17 protein-coding genes are annotated in these 21,662 nt (G+C 60.0%); 10 read left to right on the forward strand and 7 right to left on the reverse strand.

All coding sequences use genetic code 11. The annotated features are described in order from the left end of the window. Positions 1-9 precede the first annotated feature (9 nt). The 5 genes from EN885_RS00560 to EN885_RS00580 all read left to right on the forward strand — a co-directional run bounded on the left by EN885_RS00560 (position 10) and on the right by EN885_RS00580 (position 5,589). Positions 10-1,104, forward strand: a complete 1,095-nt coding sequence (locus EN885_RS00560; RefSeq protein ID WP_126103095.1) for an ABC transporter ATP-binding protein — start codon at positions 10-12, stop codon at positions 1,102-1,104. Next, positions 1,101-2,000, forward strand: coding sequence for an ABC transporter permease (locus tag EN885_RS00565; protein WP_128241498.1), 900 nt, complete (start codon positions 1,101-1,103; stop codon positions 1,998-2,000). Before EN885_RS00560 ends, EN885_RS00565 begins: the two co-directional genes overlap by 4 nt. After that, entirely contained in the window at positions 1,997-2,785 is a 789-nt protein-coding gene (locus EN885_RS00570; protein WP_128241499.1) for an ABC transporter permease, read from the forward strand. The genes EN885_RS00565 and EN885_RS00570 overlap by 4 nt, the downstream gene beginning before the upstream one ends. 104 nt (positions 2,786-2,889) lie before the next feature. Then, entirely contained in the window at positions 2,890-3,927 is a 1,038-nt protein-coding gene (locus EN885_RS00575) for an extracellular solute-binding protein (RefSeq protein WP_128241500.1), read from the forward strand. Between the two features lie 60 nt (positions 3,928-3,987). Continuing rightward, positions 3,988-5,589 (forward strand): GMC family oxidoreductase N-terminal domain-containing protein, encoded by a 1,602-nt coding sequence (locus EN885_RS00580; protein WP_128241501.1) that lies wholly within the window; start codon positions 3,988-3,990, stop codon positions 5,587-5,589. A gap of 713 nt (positions 5,590-6,302) precedes the next feature. Here the strand turns inward: EN885_RS00580 and EN885_RS00590 are convergent. From EN885_RS00590 to EN885_RS00615, 6 genes are all read right to left on the reverse strand, one after another. Then, positions 6,303-8,678, reverse strand: a complete 2,376-nt coding sequence (locus EN885_RS00590; protein WP_245492951.1) for a glycoside hydrolase family 3 C-terminal domain-containing protein — start codon at positions 8,676-8,678, stop codon at positions 6,303-6,305. Between the two features lie 63 nt (positions 8,679-8,741). Then, the gene (locus EN885_RS00595; protein ID WP_128241502.1) at positions 8,742-9,812 is read right to left on the reverse strand and encodes an ABC transporter ATP-binding protein; all 1,071 of its coding nucleotides are present in this window, start codon (positions 9,810-9,812) and stop codon (positions 8,742-8,744) included. Positions 9,813-9,814: 2 nt separating this feature from the next. Next, positions 9,815-10,699: a carbohydrate ABC transporter permease gene (locus EN885_RS00600; protein WP_128241503.1), complete on the reverse strand. Its 885-nt coding sequence runs from the start codon at positions 10,697-10,699 to the stop codon at positions 9,815-9,817. After that, positions 10,696-11,571, reverse strand: coding sequence for a sugar ABC transporter permease (locus tag EN885_RS00605; protein WP_245492952.1), 876 nt, complete (start codon positions 11,569-11,571; stop codon positions 10,696-10,698). Before EN885_RS00605 ends, EN885_RS00600 begins: the two co-directional genes overlap by 4 nt. A 98-nt stretch (positions 11,572-11,669) precedes the next feature. Then, positions 11,670-12,905 carry an ABC transporter substrate-binding protein gene (locus EN885_RS00610; protein WP_128241504.1) on the reverse strand — a complete coding sequence of 412 codons (1,236 nt, stop codon included), beginning with the start codon at positions 12,903-12,905 and terminating at the stop codon, positions 11,670-11,672. 85 nt (positions 12,906-12,990) lie between these two features. After that, positions 12,991-15,357: a glycoside hydrolase family 3 C-terminal domain-containing protein gene (locus EN885_RS00615; protein ID WP_128241505.1), complete on the reverse strand. Its 2,367-nt coding sequence runs from the start codon at positions 15,355-15,357 to the stop codon at positions 12,991-12,993. Here EN885_RS00615 and EN885_RS00620 point away from each other — a divergent pair. Continuing rightward, a complete protein-coding gene (locus EN885_RS00620) occupies positions 15,335-16,591 on the forward strand; it encodes a helix-turn-helix domain-containing protein (protein ID WP_164897742.1) in 1,257 nt (418 codons plus the stop codon). The two genes, EN885_RS00615 and EN885_RS00620, sit on opposite strands and share 23 nt — an antisense overlap. A 208-nt stretch (positions 16,592-16,799) precedes the next feature. Here the strand turns inward: EN885_RS00620 and EN885_RS00625 are convergent, their stop codons facing one another. Continuing rightward, entirely contained in the window at positions 16,800-17,426 is a 627-nt protein-coding gene (locus EN885_RS00625; protein WP_128241507.1) for a transglutaminase-like cysteine peptidase, read from the reverse strand. Between the two features lie 509 nt (positions 17,427-17,935). Here EN885_RS00625 and EN885_RS00630 point away from each other — a divergent pair. The 4 genes from EN885_RS00630 to EN885_RS00645 all read left to right on the forward strand — a co-directional run bounded on the left by EN885_RS00630 (position 17,936) and on the right by EN885_RS00645 (position 21,659). Continuing rightward, positions 17,936-18,175, forward strand: a complete 240-nt coding sequence (locus tag EN885_RS00630) for a hypothetical protein (protein ID WP_126103104.1) — start codon at positions 17,936-17,938, stop codon at positions 18,173-18,175. 306 nt (positions 18,176-18,481) lie between these two features. Further along, a complete protein-coding gene (locus EN885_RS00635; RefSeq protein ID WP_126103105.1) occupies positions 18,482-19,255 on the forward strand; it encodes a glucose 1-dehydrogenase in 774 nt (257 codons plus the stop codon). Between the two features lie 116 nt (positions 19,256-19,371). Then, complete coding sequence (locus EN885_RS00640; protein ID WP_245458085.1) at positions 19,372-20,517, forward strand: ABC transporter ATP-binding protein; 1,146 nt, start codon at positions 19,372-19,374, stop codon at positions 20,515-20,517. A gap of 35 nt (positions 20,518-20,552) precedes the next feature. After that, the gene (locus EN885_RS00645; RefSeq protein ID WP_128241508.1) at positions 20,553-21,659 is read left to right on the forward strand and encodes a PotD/PotF family extracellular solute-binding protein; all 1,107 of its coding nucleotides are present in this window, start codon (positions 20,553-20,555) and stop codon (positions 21,657-21,659) included. Positions 21,660-21,662: the final 3 nt, after the last annotated feature.

Here is a 21,662-nt window from a genome sequence, read left to right on the forward strand (position 1 = left end):
GCCCAGACCATGAATGACGAGGCCTGCCTGCGCGCACCTCGAAAGGCTGTCGAGATCAAGGGCGTGTCCAAGGTATTCGGCACCTATCAGGCGTTGAAGCCCGTTTCCTTCGACATCTACGACAATGAGTTCTTTACGCTGCTTGGCCCGAGCGGCTGCGGCAAGACCACCCTGTTGCGCATGATCGCCGGCTTCGAGCAGCCAACGACGGGGCAAATTTTCCTGCACGGATCAAATATACAGGGACTGCCGCCGCATAAGCGGCGGGTCAACACCGTGTTCCAGAGCTACGCCCTGTTTCCGCACATGAGCGTTGAACAGAACATCGGCTTCGGGCTTGAAAACCTGGGTTGGTCAAAGGACCGCCGCGATGCGCGCGTCGCTGACATGCTTCGTCTGGTCCATATGGAGGCATTTGCCGGGCGCAAGCCGCAGCAATTGTCGGGCGGCCAGCGCCAGCGCGTCGCGCTCGCCCGCGCATTGGCGCCCGAACCGGAAGTCCTTTTGCTCGACGAACCCCTCTCGGCACTCGACCTGAAGCTACGCCAGGCCATGCGCGACGAGCTGCGCATCCTGCAGCGCAAGACCGGTATCACCTTCGTCTTCGTCACCCATGACCAGGAAGAAGCTCTCGACCTGTCGGATCGCATCTGCGTTCTCGGCGACGGCGAAATCCAACAGCTTGGCACGCCCGCTGCGATCTACGAGGAGCCGTCAAACCGCTTCGTCGCCGACTTCATCGGCGAGACCAATTTCCTCGACGCCGAGGTGATTGCCGTCGACGGCGAGCAGGCGACCGTGACAACGCAGCTCGGCATGACCTTGACGGCTTCTCACAAGAAAGCAGTCGCCGGCCAGAAGGCCTTCATGTCGATACGCCCGGAGAAAATCAGTCTGCCTGCCCAGGACAACCCGATAGCTGTCGATGGCACGATCATGGGCACCAATTATCTCGGCGGCTACACATACTATCTCGTTGAAACGGGCGGCACCAGGCTGCGCATTTCCAAGCGCAATAGTGTCAGCCGCGGCCAGATGTTCGAGATCGGGCAGTCGGTGAAAGTCGGCTTTGCCGCCGAATCCGTGCGGATCCTCGGTGCATGAAGCCATCCACCAGAAATCCGAACTGGAATGTCCTCGGCTTGCTGCCGGCCCATCTCATCATGGCGCTGACGCTGGTCATCCCGATCGGCATCATCATCGTCGTGTCGTTTTCGACGCGCGGACCTTACGGCGGCTTCGAATATGTGTTCACCACCGCGCCCTACAAGCAGCTGTTGTTCAACGAAGGCTGGACCGGCGAGCTGGAGTTCAATCCGCAATATCTCATCGTCGTTGCAAGGACGCTGGTGCTGTCGGCCGTGACGACCTCGATCTGCCTGCTTCTAAGCTTCCCGGTTGCCTATTTCATCGCGCTCCAGCGACCGACGATCAAAGTCGTGCTGATCTATCTGGTCACGCTGCCATTCTGGGTTTCGATGATCGTGCGCGTCTATTCCTGGATCATCATCCTTGGCAAGGACGGGGTCATCGAAAAGTCGCTTCGGGGTGCGGGCCTCGTCGACAACATGGGGTCCCTGCTGTTCGGCAATACCGCCATGCTGGTCGGTCTCGTCTACAGCTACATTCCGCTTATGATCCTGCCGATCTTCGCCTCCATCGAGAAGCTCGACCCTGCGCTCATCGAGGCGTCGCATGATCTCTACGGCAATCGCCTCATCACATTGCGCCGCGTTATCCTGCCGCTCACCCGGCCGGGCATGATCGCCGGAGCGATCCTGGTCTTCGTTCCCAGCCTTGGCGCGGTCCTGGAGCCGACCCTGCTCGGCGGCGGCAAGACGATGATGATGGGCAATCTCATCCAGTTGCAGTTCGGCGGAGCCCGCAACTGGCCGCTCGGCGCCGCCATCGCCATCGTGCTGATGGCCGCGGTCATGATCTTCCTGGTCTTCCAGGGTCTGCGGTCCATGCGGATCGAAGGGCTGGAGCGCGCGTCATGAACGCGGACAATGATGTCAGACGCTATCCGGGCTTCGGCGTCTTTAGCGCGATCTTCTTCGCCTATCTCTACCTGCCCATAGCCGTCGTGGTATTCTATTCCTTCAACGCGAACCGGATCGTCTCCAGTTGGGGCGGGTTCTCCTTGCACTGGTACACTACCGCCCTGTCCAACGCGAACCTCCTGACGGCAGTGAAGACCTCCTTGCTGGTCGCCACGGTCGCCACCGTCGCCTCGACACTTGTCGCGTTGATGGCGGCATTGGTGCTGGTGAGGGGCCGTAATGTCAGGTTCCGTCGCATCTCCGAAACGGTGGTGAACCTCCCGCTCCTTCTGCCTGAAATCGTCGTTGCCGTCGCCGTCCTGATCCTCTTCTCGGAGGCCGGGCTCGCCAACGGATTGGTGAAACTGATGATCGCCCACACCACCTTCTGCATCCCGTTCGCCTTCCTACCGATACGCGCGCGCCTGCAGGGGATGGACCTCGATCTGGAGGAAGCGGCCCGCGATCTCTATGCGACCGGCTGGGTCGCCTTTCGTCGCGTCACGCTGCCGCTCATCCTGCCGGGCGTGTTCGCCGGCGCCATGCTCGCCTTCGTCATTTCGATGGACGATTTCATCACCAGCAATCTATTGAATTCCGGGGGCGCCACCACGCTGCCTGTCTACATTTTCTCCCTAATCAAGCAGGGTGTGTCGCCGCAGCTCAACGCGATCTCGACCTTGATCATGGCTGTTTCGGTGGTCCTGGCGACCGTGGCCTTCGTGCTCCAGCGGCGGCAGTAGACGCGGCGAAGTTTTTCCTAATCAACGCGTCGGGCAATTCGAATTTATCGAACCAGACGGTTTGTTATCGTTGCCGCTGGGAGAACAACAAACAGGGGAATGACATGTCGATGAGAATCCGTATTGCAGCGTTTGCCATGGCCGGTGCCGTGAGCCTTGCCTACAGCGCGCCGGCTCTAGCCGAGGGCAGTCTGGCCATCTACGCATGGGCCGATTCCATCTCGCCCGAGATGGTCGCAAAATTCGAGAAGGAAACCGGCATCAAGGTCACCGTCGACGCATTCTCGTCTAACGAGGATCTGCTGACGAAGCTTCAGGCAGGCTCCTCCGGCTACGACATCGTGACGCCCTCGCAGCATTTTGTGAAGATCATGATCGACAGCGGACTGCTCGAGGACATTGGCGCCAGCTCCATGGCTGCATACCAGCAAATCCTGCCGGAATGGCAGAAGCCATGGTGGGATCCGACCGGCAATCATTCGATCCCGCTTGCCTTCGGCAACGCCGGCTACACCGTCAACCGCGACGTCTACAAGGGTCCGGTCGATAGTTGGAAGACCTATTTTGAGCCGCCGGTCGAACTGCGAGGTAAAATCGCCAGCCTTGCGCAACCTGACGAAGTCGTTTCGGCTGCGCAGAACTATCTCGGCATCAAATATTGCAGCGAAGATCCTCAGGAAATGAAGCGCGTTCTGGATCTCTTGCAAGCGCAGAAGCCTTACGTCGCTGCCTACTCCAGCGACAATATTGAGAACCGGATCGGTGGCGGCGAGGTTGGCGCCCACTTCTGGTGGGACGGCAATACCATGCGCGTTCGCCGCAACGACAAGGCCAACGTTGAGTACGCGATGCCTAAGGAAGGCCTGGTCGGCTGGCTGGATTCCTATGTCGTGCCGAAGGGTGCGGCCAATATCGACAATGCCAAGAAGTTCATCGACTTTATGGCTGAGATCGACAACGCGACGGCCGAGTACAACTACTACGGTCATTCCTCCCCGGTGAAGATCGACGAGACGAAAGCGCTCTACTCCAAGGAAAACGCTCCCGAACTTTTCCCAACCGTTCCGGTGAAAATGGGCGAAGCGTGTTCGCCTGCAGCGCAGGAACTTGTCACGAAAGTCTGGACGCAACTCCTCCAGTAAGGTCGGCGGGTCGGTTACCAAGATTTCCGGCCCGTTCCATTTTCTTTGAAGGCGCGGTGAATGTCGGCCGATACTTATGATTATGTCGTGGTTGGCGCAGGTTCGGCAGGCTGCGTCCTCGCCAATCGCCTGAGCGCGAATCCCTCCGTGCGGGTCTGCCTCATTGAGGGCGGCGGAAGCGACAACAGCGTGCGGGTGAGAGTGCCGGCGGGAATCCTCTCGCTCTACGGCAATCCGAATTATGACTATTGCTTTGTCGGCGTGCCTCAGCCGCACCTCGATAACCGCAGGATTCCGGTCAATCGTGGCAAGGCGCTGGGCGGTTCGAGCTCGATCAACTCGATGGTCTATATCAGGGGTGCTGCGGAAGATTATGACGAGTGGTCGCGGCTCGGCTGCACAGGCTGGGCGTATAGCGACGTGCTTCCCATCTTCAAGAAGCTCGAGCGTAATCTGCTTGGCCAAAACCCCCAGTACCACGGCACAAGCGGAGAATTGCTGGTCGACAGCCCGCGCGATCCGAACGTGCTTTCAAAGATGTTCGTCGAGGCCGGCAACAATGCCGGCCTTCCCGCCAACGACGACTTCAACGCGGAAAGCCAGTTCGGCCTTGGCATCTACAATGTCACGCAAGATCGCGGCCAGCGCTTCAGCAGTTTTGCCGCGTTCATGCGCCCGGTGCTCGATCGCAAGAATCTCACGATCTTTAGCGAATGCGAGGTGATCGACCTCGATATAGCCGAGGGGCGCGCAACAGGGGTGCGGGTGCGGCACAAGGGCCAGCAGAAGACGCTGTCCGCCCGTCGCGAGATCGTGCTCTCGGCTGGCGCGATCAACTCGCCGAAGATCTTGCTGGCCTCCGGGATCGGCCCGGCGGCCGAGCTCCGAGAGGTCGGCATAGATCCGATCCTTAATCTGGCGGGAGTGGGCAAGAACCTGCAGGACCATGTGGACGGCATGATCACGGTCCGCTCCTCAAGCACGAAGACGCTCGGTCTGTCGCTGCTGAATCTCCCCCGCATGTTGGCAGCGCCTTTTCAGTATTTCGTCGGCCGAAAGGGCATGCTCAGCACGAACTATGTCGAGGCCGGCGGCTTTGCCAAAACGAAGTACGCAGATGGCATTCCCGACATTCAGTTCCACTTTGTGCCCGGCTATCGCAGCCATCGCGGCAGACTGCTGGAGTATGGGCATGGGTACGCAATTCACACCTGCGTCCTTAGGCCCAAAAGCGTTGGCGAACTCAAATTGTCCGGCCATGCATCGAGCCGGGATGTCTTGATCGATCACCGGTTCTTCTCCGACGAGGAGGACGCCAAGGTGCTGGTCGAAGGCATCAAGATTGCGCGTCAGATCTTTGCTGCACCCGAGTTCGACGAGATCAGAGGCAGGGAGATGCTGCCGGGCAAGGATGTGCGTAGCGACGACGAAATCCTGGCCTATCTGCGCGCCGAAGCGCTGACCGTTTATCACCCAGTTGGAACCTGCAAGATGGGGACGGATGCGATGGCTGTCGTCGATCCGGCAACGCTCAAGGTGCGCGGCATCGCAGGCTTGCGGGTCGCGGATGCGTCTGTCATGCCGAAATTGATCGGCGGCAACACCAATGCGCCCAGTATGATGATCGGACAGAGAGCTTCAGACATGATCTTGGGCCAGTAAACGCCGCTTTTGGTCTCAGCGTTAGAAAATACAACGCATCGGACTTGGCGCCTGCCGCGCCGCGCAGGTGCTAGCGTGCGCACAATGTGTGGTCCCATGCTGAACGGCAAAGCTGCCGACAGTAGTTGCGTATCTTGTTCTTTGGGGGGTGGTAAGAGTCAGAATTAGCGCGTATTAATAAGTTAGGGTTAACAAAGGCTTTCTCGGTGATGCTGTTTCAAATCACCTCTATCGCAGTCGAACTCGCGGTCTCCTACGTCACGATTGCACTCACCTATCTGGCCGCTGTGTACGCGATTTGCTCCCGCTACGGGTGAGCGCGGCCCACCAGACGCGGCAGAGGGTCCCGTTGCAACGCTGCCGGGAATCGTAGCGTCGAGCGGAATCGGCACAAATATCAGCCGGACACTAAAGCGCGTCGCGTTTGAACGGATTCATGCGACGCGCTTTAAGTTCTTGTTTTTATGCATGTCGTTATCGCAAAACCGCTGCGCACTTTTGCGCGACATGCATTAGGCAGCCAGGATTCATGATGCCCAGCGGATCGAAGGCGGCCTTGATCGCCGCAACAGCCTTCCGCTCTTCCGGCGTCAGCCATTCCCAGTAGACCGCACGTCCGCCCGACTCCGACGATCCACCTTTTCAGCGGCGCACTGACCAATAGAGATCAAAGACGATTGGGTCGTTGCGGCAGGGGAGCACCCGTGCAGAGCTTACGCGGCTTGATAGTCCCGCTCATCTGTCTCGCCATTGATCTCGCAGAGCAGTCTTTCGATGTCGGCTTTCGGAAAACTGCGGCGAAACCGGCGGTCGAAGGTCGTGAATATGCCGAAAAAGGAATTGGCGCAGTGCTCCAGCATCGTATCCGCCTCCTGCGCTGAGATGCCGAGCTGGCCTTGCAGAAAGGCGACGAATTTTCGACGTGCGATCGGATTTCGAAGCACGAAGACCGGCTGTGTGTCCCATTCGATGGGCCGATGTTCCGAGACGGAAGAAATGGTTCGCAGAGGCGCCACCAGCCGGATATCCCTCGATGACGAACCGACCTCGATCCCGATCGTATCGCTATCGAGCGTCCAGTCTCCGCGCGCCGGGTCGAAGGCGCAGAGATCCTGCGCTGTCAACTCGATGCTGACCCTGCGGCTTTCGCCGGGGCGCAGCGCAACCTTGCAGAAGCCCTTCAGTTCGCGGATTGGCCGTTTGAGGCGGGGCTTGCCGTAACGGGCGTAGAGCTGGCAGATTTCCTTGCCTTCCACCGCTCCGGTGTTGGTAACGGTAAAGCTCGCGGAAACGCGTTCACCACGCCGGATTTCCGACCGGTCCAGCGAGAGATCGGAGTAGGCGAACTCGGTAAAACTCAATCCGAAGCCGAACGGAAAAAGCGGCTCGATGTCGCGGGCATCGTACCACCGATAGCCGACATGGATGCCTTCGCTGTAAAGGTGGCGCCCATTCTCGCCCGGATAGGTGAGATAGGCCGGCATGTCCTCCATTCGTTTCGGGAAGGTCGTGGTAAGCTTGCCGCACGGGTTAACCCGGCCGAACAGGATATCGGCGAGGCCGCCGCCCATGGCCTGACCGGAAAAGAAGGTTTCGACCACGGCCTGCACCTTGTCGATCCACGGCATGACAACGGCGTCGGGGCTGGCAATGACGACAACCAGATTTGGATTGGCGGCGGCAATCCGTTCGATCAATTCGTCATGGCCGTGCGCGAGATCGAGCGTGCGGCGGTCGGAGCCCTCGCCGTCATAGCCGCTCTCGACATTGACGAACACGATGACCATGTCAGCCCCGGCGGCACCCGTCTCGGCTTCAGCAATCAGCGTCTCGTGGTCCTCAGCGATCCCGCTCGTGCCCCGGAAGATTTCGATCTGGATATCGGCGCCGGCGAGTTTGCGGATTTCGTGCAACGGCACGTCCACCGAGGTCGGTGGCGTCGTGGCGCAGCCGGAGCCCTGGATAACGGGGGTGCGGGCTCCCTCACCCACGATCGCAATACGCTTCACCTTCGCTGGCGAGATCGGCAGGAGTGCGCCCTCGTTTTTCAGCAAAACGATGGATTCGGCCGCCATCCGGCGGGCCAGCGAATGATGCTCGGCACGATCGAAAACCCGCCCCCGGGCTTCCCCGCGCTTGGCGCGCCGGATCAGACCGAGCATGCGTGCGCAGGCCTTGTCGAGCACGGCGCAGTCTATCCTGCCCGCCTTGATCGCCTCCAGCAGGTCGGCCTTGCGCGTCTCGCTTTCCGGCATGTCGAGGTCGTTGCCGGCCGCCAGCGAGGCGGGTCGATCCTTGATGCCGTGCCAATCGGAGACAACCACGCCGTCATAGCCCCACTCGCCTCGCAACACCTCGTCGAGGAGCCATGGGTTCTCGGCAGCTTGGCCGCCGTTCAAGCGATTGTAGGAACTCATGACGGTCCAAGGATTGTTCTTGGCTATCGCCCGCTCGAAGCCGCTCAAGTATATCTCCCGCAGAGCGCGTTCCTCGACCACGGAATCCATGGTCGTCCGCTCGACTTCGGAATTGTTGCAGGCGAAATGCTTCAGCGATGCGCCAACGCCGTTGTCCTGCAGACCGCCGATGACGCCCGCCGCGAAATCCCCTGTAAGGATCGGGTCTTCGGAATAGTATTCGTAGGAGCGGCCGCCGAGCGGGGTGCGACGGATATTGATCCCCGGTCCGAGCAGCAGATGTACGCCAAATTCCTGGCATTCGCGGGCGAGAGCCTCGCCCAACCCACGCGCAAGGTCTGTGTCCCACGAACAGGCGATGCTGCATCCGTTTGGAAAGCAGGTCGCGGGTCTGACCTGTCCCCAGGCAATCTGCACGTCATCGGCCTTCTGGTCGACGACGGAGAGAAACGCCGCGAAATCCTGGCCCCCGGCTTCATCCTGATCGATCTGCGGGATGGAGTAACGCACCCCGTAGGTGCCGTCGGTCATGACGATCTGCGGGATGCCCAGACGCTCGATCGCTGCCGTCTTCCACATGCGGTGGCCCGAAACAAGCGACACCTTCTCCGCATCCGTCATCTCTTCGATCAGCGCATCGAACGCGCCATCCATCAGCTTTTCATACGACAACCGAAGTCTCCATGGATGCCTCGGCGGCGTTTGTGCCGCCGGTTGATTGAGTTCTCGTGTTCCTCAAAGCCGCCGTTCGGTCGACGCTGAAAAGAAGGAAGCCTTCGCCATGTCGAACCGAAGGCCGACCTCCTTCCGCATCGAGCGGGCGGCATCAACGCCGAGCCTGACGCTCATGCGTTTGCCCAGACAGTCGAACCAGCCGAGGGCATCGGCGCCCAGAAGTTCGGTGAAGGCTAGCTTGGCGGGAATGCTGTCGGGCGAATCCGGCTCGACGACGTCGATGTCCTCGCACCGAATGCCGAGCACCGCTTCGCCCGCGGTTGACGGCCCTTCGAAAGGATAGGCGGAAGAGTTGATGCTGCGCTGACCGACCAGAAAGCGCCCCGCGCCGTCCAGGCCGCCCTCAAGAAGATTCATGGCAGGCGATCCCACGAAGCCGGCGACGAAGAGGCTTGCCGGCTTCTCGTAGATCGCCTGCGGAGGAGCGAACTGCTCGACCCTGCCCTTGTGCATCACGGCCACGCGATCGGCCATTGTCATGGCTTCGATCTGGTCATGCGTCACATAGATCATGGTGGACTTCAGCGTCTCGTGCAGTTGCTTGAGCTCGACGCGCGTCTCGGCGCGCAGCTTGGCATCGAGGTTCGACAGCGGCTCATCGAAAAGGCAGATGCTGGATGAGCGCACGAGCGCTCGGCCGATCGCGACCCGCTGGCGCTGACCGCCTGACAACTGGCCCGGCTTGCGGTCGAGCAGCGCCTCGATTTGCAGGAGCTTCGCCACCCAGTCTACCTTTTGCACGATCGTCGGCTTGGGCGTGCCAGCGACTTCCATGCCGAAGGAGAGATTGCGCCGCACGGTCATGGCAGGGAAAAGCGCATAGGATTGAAACACCATCGCCAGTCCCCGCTGGCTTGGCTCCAGGCCGCTGACATCGACTGCGTCGATCACGATTTGGCCAGAGTCGCAATCGTCAAGTCCGGCGATCACGTTGAGCAGGGTCGACTTTCCGCAACCCGAGGGGCCTAGGATGACGATGAACTCGCCGGGAGCGATCTCCATGTCGACCGAATCCAAGACGGTCAGTCCGGCGAAGGACTTCCTGATTTTTCGGATGGATACACTGGACATTGCTAACCCTTCACAGCGCCGGCGGCGATGCCGCGCACGAAATAGCGGCCGGAGAGGAAATAGACGATGAGCGTCGGAATGGCGGTGATGACCGCGGCGGCCATGTTGACATTGGGCGACGCCGAACCCCGAGCATTGTTGACGATGTTAGTAAGCTGAACCGTCATCGGCAAATTGTCGTTGCCGGCGAAGATCAGCCCGAGCAGATAATCGTTCCATATGCCGGTGAATTGCAGGATCGCCACGACGACCAGGATGTTGGTCGACAGCGGGAGGATGACGGACCGGAACGTTCTGAGAAAACTGGCGCCTTCCATGCGCGCGGCCCGGCTGATCTCCTCCGGCACGCCAACGTAGAAGTTGCGGAACAGCAGCGTCGTATAAGGCAAGCCGTAGACGACATGGACAAGAATGATACCGCTATAGGTGCGGAACAGACTGAGGCTGCTCAGGATCTTCACCGTCGGATAGAGCATCGCCTGATAGGGGATGAACAGGCCGACCATGACAAGAAGCATGATCAGGTTGGCGTGGCGCGACTTCCACTGCGCCAGCGCATAGCCGTTGAGCGCGCCTGCCAGCGTCGAAATCACGACCGCCGGAACGGTGATCTTGATGGAGTTCCACAGGCCTGGGCGCACCCCGCCGCATTCAAGCCCGGTGCAGGCACTTTTCCATGCCGTCGCCCAGGCATCGAAAGTCGGCTTCACGGGGAAAGCGAGAAGATTGCCCTGACGGATTTCCTCCATCGGCTTCAGCGAGTTGCTGATCACCAGCAGCAGCGGCAGGAGGAAGAAGGCGGCCGAAGCGAAGAGAAACGCATAGAGACCGAGGCGCGCCGCGCGTGGGCCGAACACGGACCGTTCGCCAGGAAGGCTTTGCGTCACGTGCGCCTCCTGAACTCACTGTAGAAGTAAGGTGCCAACAGCAACAGCGACAAGACCAGCATCGCGATCGAGGCGGCGGAAGCCAGGCCGAGATTGACCCGTGCGAAGTAGTAGTCGACAGCGAACTTCGCCGGCATTTCCGTGGCGATGCCAGGGCCCCCCTTGGTCATGGCGATGACAAGGTCGTAGCCGCGAATAACATCCGACATCAAAAGCACGACACAGGAAGCCACGACGGGCCGCATACCGGGAAAGATGACTTGCAGATAGGCTCGCCAGAGGGGAATGCCTTCCATGCGGATCGCCTTCCAGAGGTCTTCGTCCACACCGCGCAAGCCGGCGAGAATGATGACCATGATCAGCCCGGCCGAATGCCAGCTGCCGGCAATGACCAAGGTGTAGATCGCCCGGTCGGGATCGGTGAGCCAGTCGAAGGTGAAATTCTCCCAACCCATGCCGCGCACAAGCCCCTGCAAGCCGTTCACAGGGTCGAGCACCCAGCGCCAGGAAAGACCGGTGACGATCAGCGATACGGCGAGCGGATAGAGGAATATGGTTCGAAACAGCGACTCGGCCCTGATGCGGCGGTCGGCGAAAACGGCAAGCAGCGTGCCGAAGGCGAGCGTGCCAACGATGTAGAGCACACCGAAAATCACCATGTTCAGGCAAGACACCAGCCAGCGGTGGTTCGTGAAGAGCTTGATATATTGGTCGAAGCCCACGAAATTGTAATTGGGCATCAGTGTCGACCGCGTCAGGGACATGTAGCCGGTCCACAAGATCGACCCATAGAAAAACACCGCAACGATGCCGAAGAAGAAGACGACCGTCATGTCCGGCCTGAACGTCTGCCGATGCAACCAGGTTCTCATGAAACCGCTTTCAGGATCATAGGTGCGTCATGCCGAGCGACCCGCGAGTGCAAGGGTTGGCAACCGGCCAGCGATGCCGCCGGCCGGTTGCATGATTCTTACTCGCTCTGCAGGATGTTGCTAAAGCTCTCGACGGCCGCTTCCGTGGTCATGGACTTGTCGGTCCAAAACTGCCCGGCCAGATCCGTCACCTGGCCGTTGAGGTCGCCTGCGAGCGCATCATAGGCTGCCTGGACCGCGGCGCCCGGCGTGGCAAGCGTCTTGGATCCGATTTGCGCGCAGGTATCGAGCTTGGATGTGTCCACGTCCGTCCGCGACGGGACGGAGCCTTTGACCTCGGCGATCTTTTCCTGGACAGCGGGCTCCATGATCGAGTCCGCGAGCAGCGTCTGGCCCTTGATCCGGTCGTCGTCGGTGTTCAACGGGAATGCAAAGACATCGATCAGGATCGCGTATCCTGGCTTTTCAGCCGGCGTCAGCAAGCAGCCGAAGTCCTTACCCGCGACCTTGCCGGCAGCGAGGAACTCGCCCCGTGCCCAGTCGCCCATGAACTGGAAACCGGCCTTGTCCGTCACGACGAGGTTCGTCGTGTCGTTCCAGGAGCGGCCGGGGCTCGCCGGATCCGCATAGGTCGATACCTTGCGAAAGATGTCGAAAGCTTGGGTCAGGACAGGCGATTTGAGCGCCTCGGGGGATCGCTTGACGATCAGTTCATTCCAGTACTCGGGACCGCCGAGAGCGAGAAACGCGCTGTAGAGGATGCCGACTTGCTGCCAGGGTTCGCCGCCGGTAGCGATGCCGATGCCGCCCGACGCCTTGATCTTATCGGCGGCCGCGAAAAGCTCGTCGAAGGTCTTCGGTTCGCTGATTTTGAGTTTCTCCAGAACGGGCTTGGAATACCAGACCCAGTTCTGCGCATGCACCCCGACGGGTAAGGCAACGAGGTGGCCGTCGACATTGAGCTTGTCCCACACAATCGGCGCCATCACCTTTTGCCAACCGCCCTTGGCGGCGAGATCGTCGAAATCTCGAAGCTGACCGGAGTTGGCAAGGTCGCGCAGCGCCGAGCTTGGCGTCATCAGGATCGCCGATGGCGGCTGGCCGCCGGCAATCCGGCTGGTTGCCGCCGCAAGCGCCGCGTCGAAATCGGCCGACGGGCTGTCGATCCATTTTCCGCCGCGTTGCTTGAAGCTGTCGGCGATCGTGTTCATCGCCTTGGATTCACTCGAACTCGTCCAGTAGTGCTGCACGTCGACGGTCTGGGCGAGCACGGGACTAGAGGCAGCGAACGCGCCCAGGATGCTCATCGTGGACAATAGGTGGCGAAATTTCATGGCAGTTCCCCTTGGTTGGCATTGATTGCAGGTCTCTGTTCCCGAGACGCTCGGTCCGGCAACGCGCGAGGCGGCGCCCGGGTGTCTATGCAGCCTTGGTGAGCATCATCCCCATCTCCTTGTTGAGGCTGTCGAGGAATGCGGCCATTTCGGCCTTGGAGATTGTCTCGCCCGCGACCCAGGCGACCGTCTTGTGGATTCCGAGGAAGGAGCCGGCGCAGTATTCGAGCATCTTGTCGGCTTCCTGATCGCTGAGATCGAGCCGCTGCTTGAGAAAGGCGCGGAAGCGCTGGCGGGCGAATTCGTTCTCGAAGACCAGGAAGGGCTGGCTTTCGACATTGAGGACGGTGGAGGCCAGTGCCGCAGCTTCGACCTCGACCGTCCGCTCCAGACGGATGTCGCGAGAGGACGCGCCGACCTCGAAGGTCAGGCTGCCAGCATCGAGCAGCCACCGGCGATACTGCGGGTCGTAGTATCGCAAATCGCGGCTCTCGATCTTGATCTCGACGCGCTTGGTTTCGCCCGGCTCGAGAGAGACTTTCGCGAAGCCCTTGAGTTCACGGATCGGGCGGATCAGCCGCGGTTGGTGCGGGCGCGCATAAACCTGCGCGATTTCCTTGCCGGCCACACTGCCGGTATTGGTGATATCGAACGCGAGCGTGATCGAGCTCGACGCATCAATCCGATCGGCATCGACCGACAGGTTGGAATATTCGAAGCTGGTGTAGCTCAGCCCGAAACCGAAAGGAAACAGCGGCGTGAGCTTGCGCTTGTCGTAGAAGCGATAGCCAACGTGGATGCCCTCCGAATAAATGTGGCGATTGCCCTCGCCGGGATAGGTGAGGTAGCCCGGTATGTCCTCGACCTGGACGGGGAATGTCACGGTCAGCTTGCCGCACGGATTCTGGCTGCCGAACAGAACATCGGCGATCGCGCTGCCAGCACCTTGCCCGCCGAAGAAAGCCGCAAGTACGGCTGCAACATGATCGGCCCAGGGCATGACCACGGCGTCCGGCGTCGCGAGAATGACCACGACTTTACTTTTACGTGCGGATAGTCGCTCGATCAGGGCGTCCTGGCCGTCATGCAGATTGAGATGCTTGCGGTCGGAGCCCTCGCCGTCATAACCGACCTCGGTGTTGGCGAAAAACAGGACAGCGTCGGCGGCGTCGACCGCCGCAAGCGCCACCGCCTCGGAGCTGCCACCGGCCTCGAAATCCGCGACGGTGTGATAGTCGATGTCCACGCCGGGTGCGCGTTTGCGGATTTCCTCCAGCGGGATGTCGACCTCGGTCGGCCTCGTCGTGGCGCAACCAGAACCCTGGATGACCGGTTCCACGGCGGCGGCTCCAACGACCGTGATCCTTTTGAGCTTCTCGGGGAGCAAGGGAAGGCTGGCGTTCTCGTTTTTCAGGAGCACGATCGACTCGGCCGCCATGCGCCGGGACAAGGCATGATGCTTTTGGAAGTCGGCCTCGGCATTCGGCTTCACACCGTTTCGGGCCAGACGCACAAGCTTCAAGATGCGCAGGCAAGAGCGATCAAGCGTCTCTATTGACACCTGTCCGTCTTCGACCGCTGTCAGAAGTTCCTGCTTGCGGGCGCCGCTTTCGGGCATGTCGAGGTCGTTGCCCGCATTCATCGAAGCCGGCCGGTCCTTGATGCCGTGCCAGTCGGACACCACGACGCCATCATATCCCCACTCGTCGCGCAGCACTTCGGTCAGCAGCCAGTGATCTTCGGCGGTTTGAACATCGTTGAGCCGGTTATAGGAACTCATGACGGTCCAGGGATCGCTCTTGCGGATCGCCCGTTCGAAGCCGGCGAGATAGATCTCCCGCAGGGCGCGTTCCTCGACGACCGAGCTCATCGTCGTGCGCTGGACCTCGGAATTGTTGCACGCGAAATGCTTGAGCGAGGCCCCCACCCCGTTGCGCTGAAGGCCGTTGATGACCGCGGCGGCAATATCACCCGTCAGCAGAGGATCCTCTGCGTAATATTCATAGCTTCGCCCTGCCAGCGGCGTGCGCCGGATATTGACACCTGGGCCGAGCAATATGTTGACGCCGAACGCCTGGCATTCGGCAGCGAGCGCTTCGCCAAGCTCATATGCGAGATTGAGATCCCACGAACAGGCCAACGACGAACCATTCGGAAAGCATGTTGCTGGACGGGTGGAGCCGAATGCACTGTCGACCCCTGTCGAGAGATCGGTGTTGACGACACTCAGGAATGAGGCGAGCTGGTTGTCTGCGTCATGCGCTCCGTCGATCTGTTCGATCGAATAGCGAACACCGTATGTGCCATCCGTCATCAGCAGTTCGGGAATGTTAAGACGGTAGTTGGCGACCGTCCGCCAGAGGCCGTGGCCGCTGACCATCGCGACCTTTTCCTCGATGCTCATCTGCGCCAGCAGACCAGTCAGCTCCTTGTCGGAAATATTCCAGGTCATCGTCATTCCATATGCTGTTGCGGACGCGCCGGTCATCCCTGGTGGTTCGCCTCACCATTACGGCATCGCCGCTGCGCCAAGAGATGACCTATTGATGACACGGGGCCACGGCTCTCTTCTAGCCGCGAAACTTGCGCTGGAACTACGACAGTTTTTGATGTCTAGTAAGCAGGTTGGCCTGGGAACCATGATGAATATCGCTTATCTCAAAACCGACGGCGAACTGCAAATCCGCGACAGTAGCTTCGAGGATCATGCGCCTGCGGAGGATTTTCACTGCCGTGCCTTCATGCATGGCCGTGCCAATGTGCCCTATCATTGGCATCGTGAAATGGAGATACTTTTCGTGCTGCGAGGCAGCTTCCGCCTAGTCGTCGACGAACAGGCTTGCGAGATGAAGCAGGATGACGTGATCATCATAAATAGCGACGTCCCGCACAATTCGACTTCGATTTCGCGCGATGCTCTGATCTGCGGCGCGCATCTCGATGTTGGATATTTCGAGCGCATGGGCCTGCCCGGTTTTGCATCCCGGCATTACCTTTGCCGCTCCTTCCTCCATAGCCGTCCGTTCATGAATCGGATCGCGCCGATAAAGGCTTTCATGGCCCGGCTGATCCTTGATCAGACGAGTCGCCCCGAGGAGGTCATAGTTCGGCAGACTGTTGCCAATCTTCTTGCCTGTTTCATCTATCGGCAGATCCCGCATCTGAAAGCAGATAGCGATGCAGCGCCCCTGCGGTCCGACAGTCGAGACCGAATCCTGAGGATTATGGGCGCAGTCGAAGGGCAATTAGACACCCAGCGACTGAGTGCGATTGCCGCGGCTGAGGGACTGACGCTGAGCCACCTTTCCCGCCTGTTCAAGCGCCATTTGGGCATTGGCTACCGCGACTATTGCCAAAGCCTGCGCCTGGACACCGCAGCGGACGAACTCCACCGGACAGATCATACTGTTGGTGTGATCATGGAGCGAAACGGTTTCGGCAATCCTGCTGTGTTCTACAATAAGTTCAGGGGCCGTTTCGGGTGCAGCCCCGCGGAGTTTCGACGCGCGCGCCATCTGCCGGGGGTACAAAGCGTACTCACGGAAGAAGATACCGTGGAGGCACAAAGGATTCTCCTCCGCTATGCAGCCGATCTTGGCAAGGCCGCCGAAATTGCGGTTGGCATCAATGTAGCGGGACGCAAACAAATCGCGCTTCGTGCGCCACATAGTGCAAGTTTGGATTGAATTCCCATCTCCGCTTATACGAGTTGTGGCATGAGGTCTGCGCCGGTCGACTGCAGCGCCCATCGCCTGAAACCCGAGCCATGCTAGCGAGCGGAGGCCGTCTAGGCCCGTCACGCAAATCGCGTTTCACACGACCTCTGTCCAACTCTGCTATTCTCGGACATGGCATGGGAGGTGCCAAGTGTAGTCCAGGCGCGATTCTCAAGGCTTAGTCGACTGCCCCGACCAGGACATCGGGGTGTTCAAGTATCGCAACCCAGCGCCCTGTGTCTGTGGACGATTGCCTTTTTAGAAATCTATATCCAGTTTCCGACCAAAGCTTCACCTCGTCGTTGAGGTTGTCGAGCACATAGTCGCCTTTGTCGGTCTTGACCGTCAGCACCGCGTGCCCCTCGCCGTCCTTCTTTTTGACGACAGTGATCAGAAGGTTCGAGAGCGATACGCCCGCCAAATTGAGCATCTGGCGCTTAAGCAGGACGTAGTCCTCGCAGTCGCCGACCGCGCTGTCAGGATAGGACCAGAATTCCATCGTTCCGTGAACGGCAAGATCGCTCGCAGGCTTGATCGATCTGTTCACGAGCTTGGTGACGGACGCGAGCTTGTCTTCCATTCCTCTGATCATAAGGATTGGCGGAGCCTTGCCTGATCGTATTCTGCATTCTGCGGCCTGCCGTCGGCAGAATTCGATATAGCCGACCGGGACGGAAGTCCGTTGCCCGATGGCCATGGCACCATGCACCGCATCGGCCGAAGCTTGCTCGATCGGCGTCGCGGACATCATCAAGCCTATCAGTAGGCCGGCACACAGCCATGCCCGCGGTAACACTAATCCCATTCGCCCCGCCCAAAGTAACGACCCGAAACACTATTTAATATTGCGTTACCATCTTTTCATGAGCACATCAACGCAGCCGACGCGCGGCTTAAAGCCGCGATCGCGAGCCACCAGCGGCCTGACGCTGGGCGCCGCGCGGTCAACGCTGGAGAACTTCCACAGCCACTGGAAGGTCATGACCTTCGCGTGTTGTCGCATGGCCGCATCGGCGAAGTTCGGTCATAGGCGGCCCAAACGCGGACAAGCGACCGAATAAAAATTGTAGCCAAATTTGTCGAAGCGACGGAAATCCGGGGAGCCACGAGGCTCTCGCATACATTCGGTTACATTTCGATGGAGCTCGGGCAAACCTCTGCGACAGGCGTAGCCTAAATTCAATCGTGAGCAGGAAGTCTCGTCATGGTGACGAGACAGAAAGCCGACCGCGGTTTCGCAAGCAGGAGTCAATACGGCACCGCGCGCGAGGCGCCGATTGGCAAGTCTGCTCATTCTAAGAAAGGAAAAATACGATGAACAAGCTTGTAACAGTCTTGGCCCTCCTCGCTTTGTCGACAGGAGTCTCCCTCGCTGCCAATCAAAACCCAGACCGCGACCCCACCCGCGGGTTCGCCACTGATGCCGACAAAAGCGAAATGACCTTGGATACCAATCATGCCGCTTCCTTGCCCGTATCCGAAGCACCCCCGAAAGAAGGACAAACGCAGCTCGGCAAGGTCCATGGGAAGCGTGCACCATGGGCGGGCCGCTAACATACTGAACTTGCCCGATGCAAAATTGTCCAATCACCCTCCATGCAACGAGGGTGGTTGGACAGGCGGCGCTAGAAAATCGTACCGCCAAGGAAGACTGGCTTCTCCCCTGCAGGACGGTCGGTTGATTGCTGCCGACCCGTAGATTCCCTCCACGCTCCGTAGGTCCTGGCAAGGGAAGATCCAGCGCCGCGCCATTTTGGTGGCGACCGCCCCCGGGCAATAGCGCAAGATGTATAGACAACCGGCCGCAACTGGTGTTCGTTTCCCGCATGCAATTTTCGAGAATGCAGGAACCGTGACGCCATGGACGCCGCTCGCTTGTTCGATCTGACGGGAAAAAAGGCGCTGGTGACGGGCGCCAGCCGTGGCATCGGCCAGGCGATCGCGGAGGCGCTCTGCGCGGCTGGTGCCGACGTCGCGGTAACCGCCCGCGACGAAACATCCCTTCGTGAGACGGCGGACCGAATCGGCGCACTCGGGCGTAGGTCGCTTTGCCGGTCTCTCGACGTGCTCGACACAGATCGCATCCGCGTGGTGGTCGACGAGGTCGCGGAAGCCTTTGGCGGGCTCGACATTCTGGTCAACAACGCCGGCTATGAGCAAGTCCAGCCCTCGCTCGACGTGGACGAGGCGGTGTGGGATCGCATCGTATCGACCAACCTGAAGGGCGCCTTCTTCTGCGCGCAGGCTGCGGCGCGACGGATGGCTGCCGCCAAGAGCGGCGGCGCGATCATCAATCTTTGCTCGCTGACCTCCTATGTCGGTATTCCGACCGCGGTGCCTTACGGCTCATCCAAATCTGGCCTTCTAGGCATGACGCGCGCGCTTGCCACGGAATGGGCATCGCTCGGTATTCGCGTCAATGCCATCGCTCCGGGTTATTTCCATACGGCGATGACTGATGTCTTCTATGAGGATCCCGATTGGCAGACGGCAATGCTGGCCAAGATCCCGCAGCGGCGCTTCGGCACGATGCAGGATCTGGCCGGAGCCGTTGTGTTCCTGGCGAGCGGGGCATCCGCCTATGTCACCGGGCATTGCATCCCCGTCGACGGAGGCTATCTCGCATCCATCTGAACGATATAAGTGCGGTGCAACAAGGACCGTGTAGACCCGACTTGTATATGGTTGTATATACCACCTGATACGCTGATCGTTCTTGCATGCGAACGGCGACAAAAAGGGGAACCACAATGCAGGAGGCTTTCCGGGCCATAGCTTCACACGAAGCAGAAGGCGGCAGGGAAATCGCAGTCGCGGTCCGCAACGTCGGGATGGACTTCGATGGGGTTCATGCCGTCAAGAATGCGTCCTTCGATCTGCCGAAGGGCCGGTTTCTCACCATTCTGGGACCTTCAGGGTCCGGCAAGACAACCCTCCTGCGAATGATCGCCGGGTTCCAGACCCCGAGCAGCGGCGAGATCTTCATCAATGGCGAAGCGGTGAGCGCAGTACCACCGCACAAGCGGTCGATCGGCATGGTCTTTCAGAGGCTTGCGTTGTTTCCACATATGACGGCGGCCGAGAATGTCGCCTTCCCGCTGAAGATGCGCCGGCGCGACGCACGCACCATTCCCGAACGCGTCGAGCGATATCTCGCGCTGGTCCGGCTCGGGGGCTATGGCGGTAGGCGCATTCACGAACTTTCCGGCGGGCAGCAGCAGCGCGTCGCGATCGCGCGTGCGCTGGTGTTCGAGCCCGACCTGCTGCTTCTCGACGAGCCGCTGGCTGCGCTCGACCGAAAACTGCGTGAGGAAATGCAACTCGAATTCCGTCGCATCCAGCGCGAACTCGGCGTCACCACGATCAACGTCACCCACGACCAGCGCGAGGCGTTGGTGGTTTCCGACGACATTGTCGTCATGGATCAGGGCGAGATCCAGCAGAAGGCGCAACCGATCCAGACCTACCGCCAGCCCCGCAACGCCTTCGTCGCCAACTTCATCGGCGTCACCAACTTCATTGCCGGTACGGTACGGTCCGTCTCTGAAGCCGGCGACGTCTCCATCCTTCGGGGTGATCTGATGCTTGCCGGCAAGGTCGGCGATCCGGTCAATCCACCTGCGGAGGGTGGCAATGCATCGGGAGCAATCCGCGCCGAACAGATCCGTCTCGCCGGCGATGCTGCTCAGCTGTCGAAGCTCGATTGCCTGCTGGCCGGAACTGTGACCGACACGATCTTCGAAGGCGAGCGCATGGTCTACGAGGTAGCCTGCGCCGCGATTGGCGACGAGATCATTCGCGTTTTCGACCATGATGCCGCCGCGCACACGCAGTTCGACATAGGCGAAAGCGTGTTCCTGGGGTGGAACGCCAGGGATATGCTTGTTTTTCGATAGAACCGGAAACCGGTCAAACCCAGAGGAGAATGCAGATGAAGCGCTTCAAGCCGACATTATCCCATCTTTCCCGCAGAACCTTCCTTCAAGCTACCGCCGCGCTTGGCGGCGCTTCAGCGCTCGGCCTGCGCAGTGCCTATGCGCAGGAACCGGAAAAGCCGGCCGAGATCATCGTGCGCGCCTGGGGCGGCAGCTGGGTGGACAGCCTGAAGGCCGGCGTGTCCGACAGCTTCACCAAAATGACGGGCATTGCCGTCCGTCACGACCTGACCGAAGACAACGAGATTCAGCCCAAGGTCTGGGCCGCCGTGGCGCAGAACCGAGTCCCGCCGATCCATATCAACTGGGACACCACCACCAATGCCACGAAGTCGGCATTGCGCGGTGTGACGGAAGACCTCTCAGACCTGCCGAACCTCGCCAATGTGACGGACCTTGCCAAGCCGGCCGGCCTGGAAGGCTTCCCGATCGTCAATACCTACGGCTACGTCTATGTGCTTGCCTATCGGCCGGCGGCATTCCCGGACGGACCGCCTAAGTCCTGGAAAGATCTGCTCGACCCGAAGTTCAAGGGCCGGCTTGCCTTCTACAATGACGGCATCGGCTTCCATTTCCCCGCGCAGGTCGCCGGTGGTGGCAAGCTGGAGGACATCCCCGGCAATATGCAACCGGCCTGGGATTTCATCGCCAAGATGAAGGCGCAGCAACCGCTGCTCGGCGAGGATCCCGACTTCACCACCTGGTTCCAGAACGGTGAGATCGACGCTGCCTGCACCATTTCGACCAACGCCCGGGAGGCCCGCAAGAACGGTGTGAAAATCGAATGGGTCGTGCCGGAAGAGGGTGCGAAGTTCGACACGGACGGTTTGTGGATTCCAAAAGGCCTGCCGGAAAACGAACTCTACTGGGCCAAGCAGTACATCAACCATGCGCTGACCAAGGAAGCGCAGCAGGTCTGGTTGGATGGCCTCGGCTTGCCGGGCGTGGTGCCGGGCCTCACACCACCGAAAGATCTGGTGGGCGATCCGTCCTATCCGACCACCGAAGCGGATTTCAAGCGCCTCATCCGCATCTCGTCGAAGATCCAGGTCGAGAATGAGAGCGAGTGGTTTTCCAAGTTCAAGGCGATCATGCAGGGTTGACGC

This window comes from Mesorhizobium sp. M6A.T.Cr.TU.014.01.1.1 (assembly GCF_004022765.1).
Lineage (GTDB): Bacteria > Pseudomonadota > Alphaproteobacteria > Rhizobiales > Rhizobiaceae > Mesorhizobium > Mesorhizobium mediterraneum.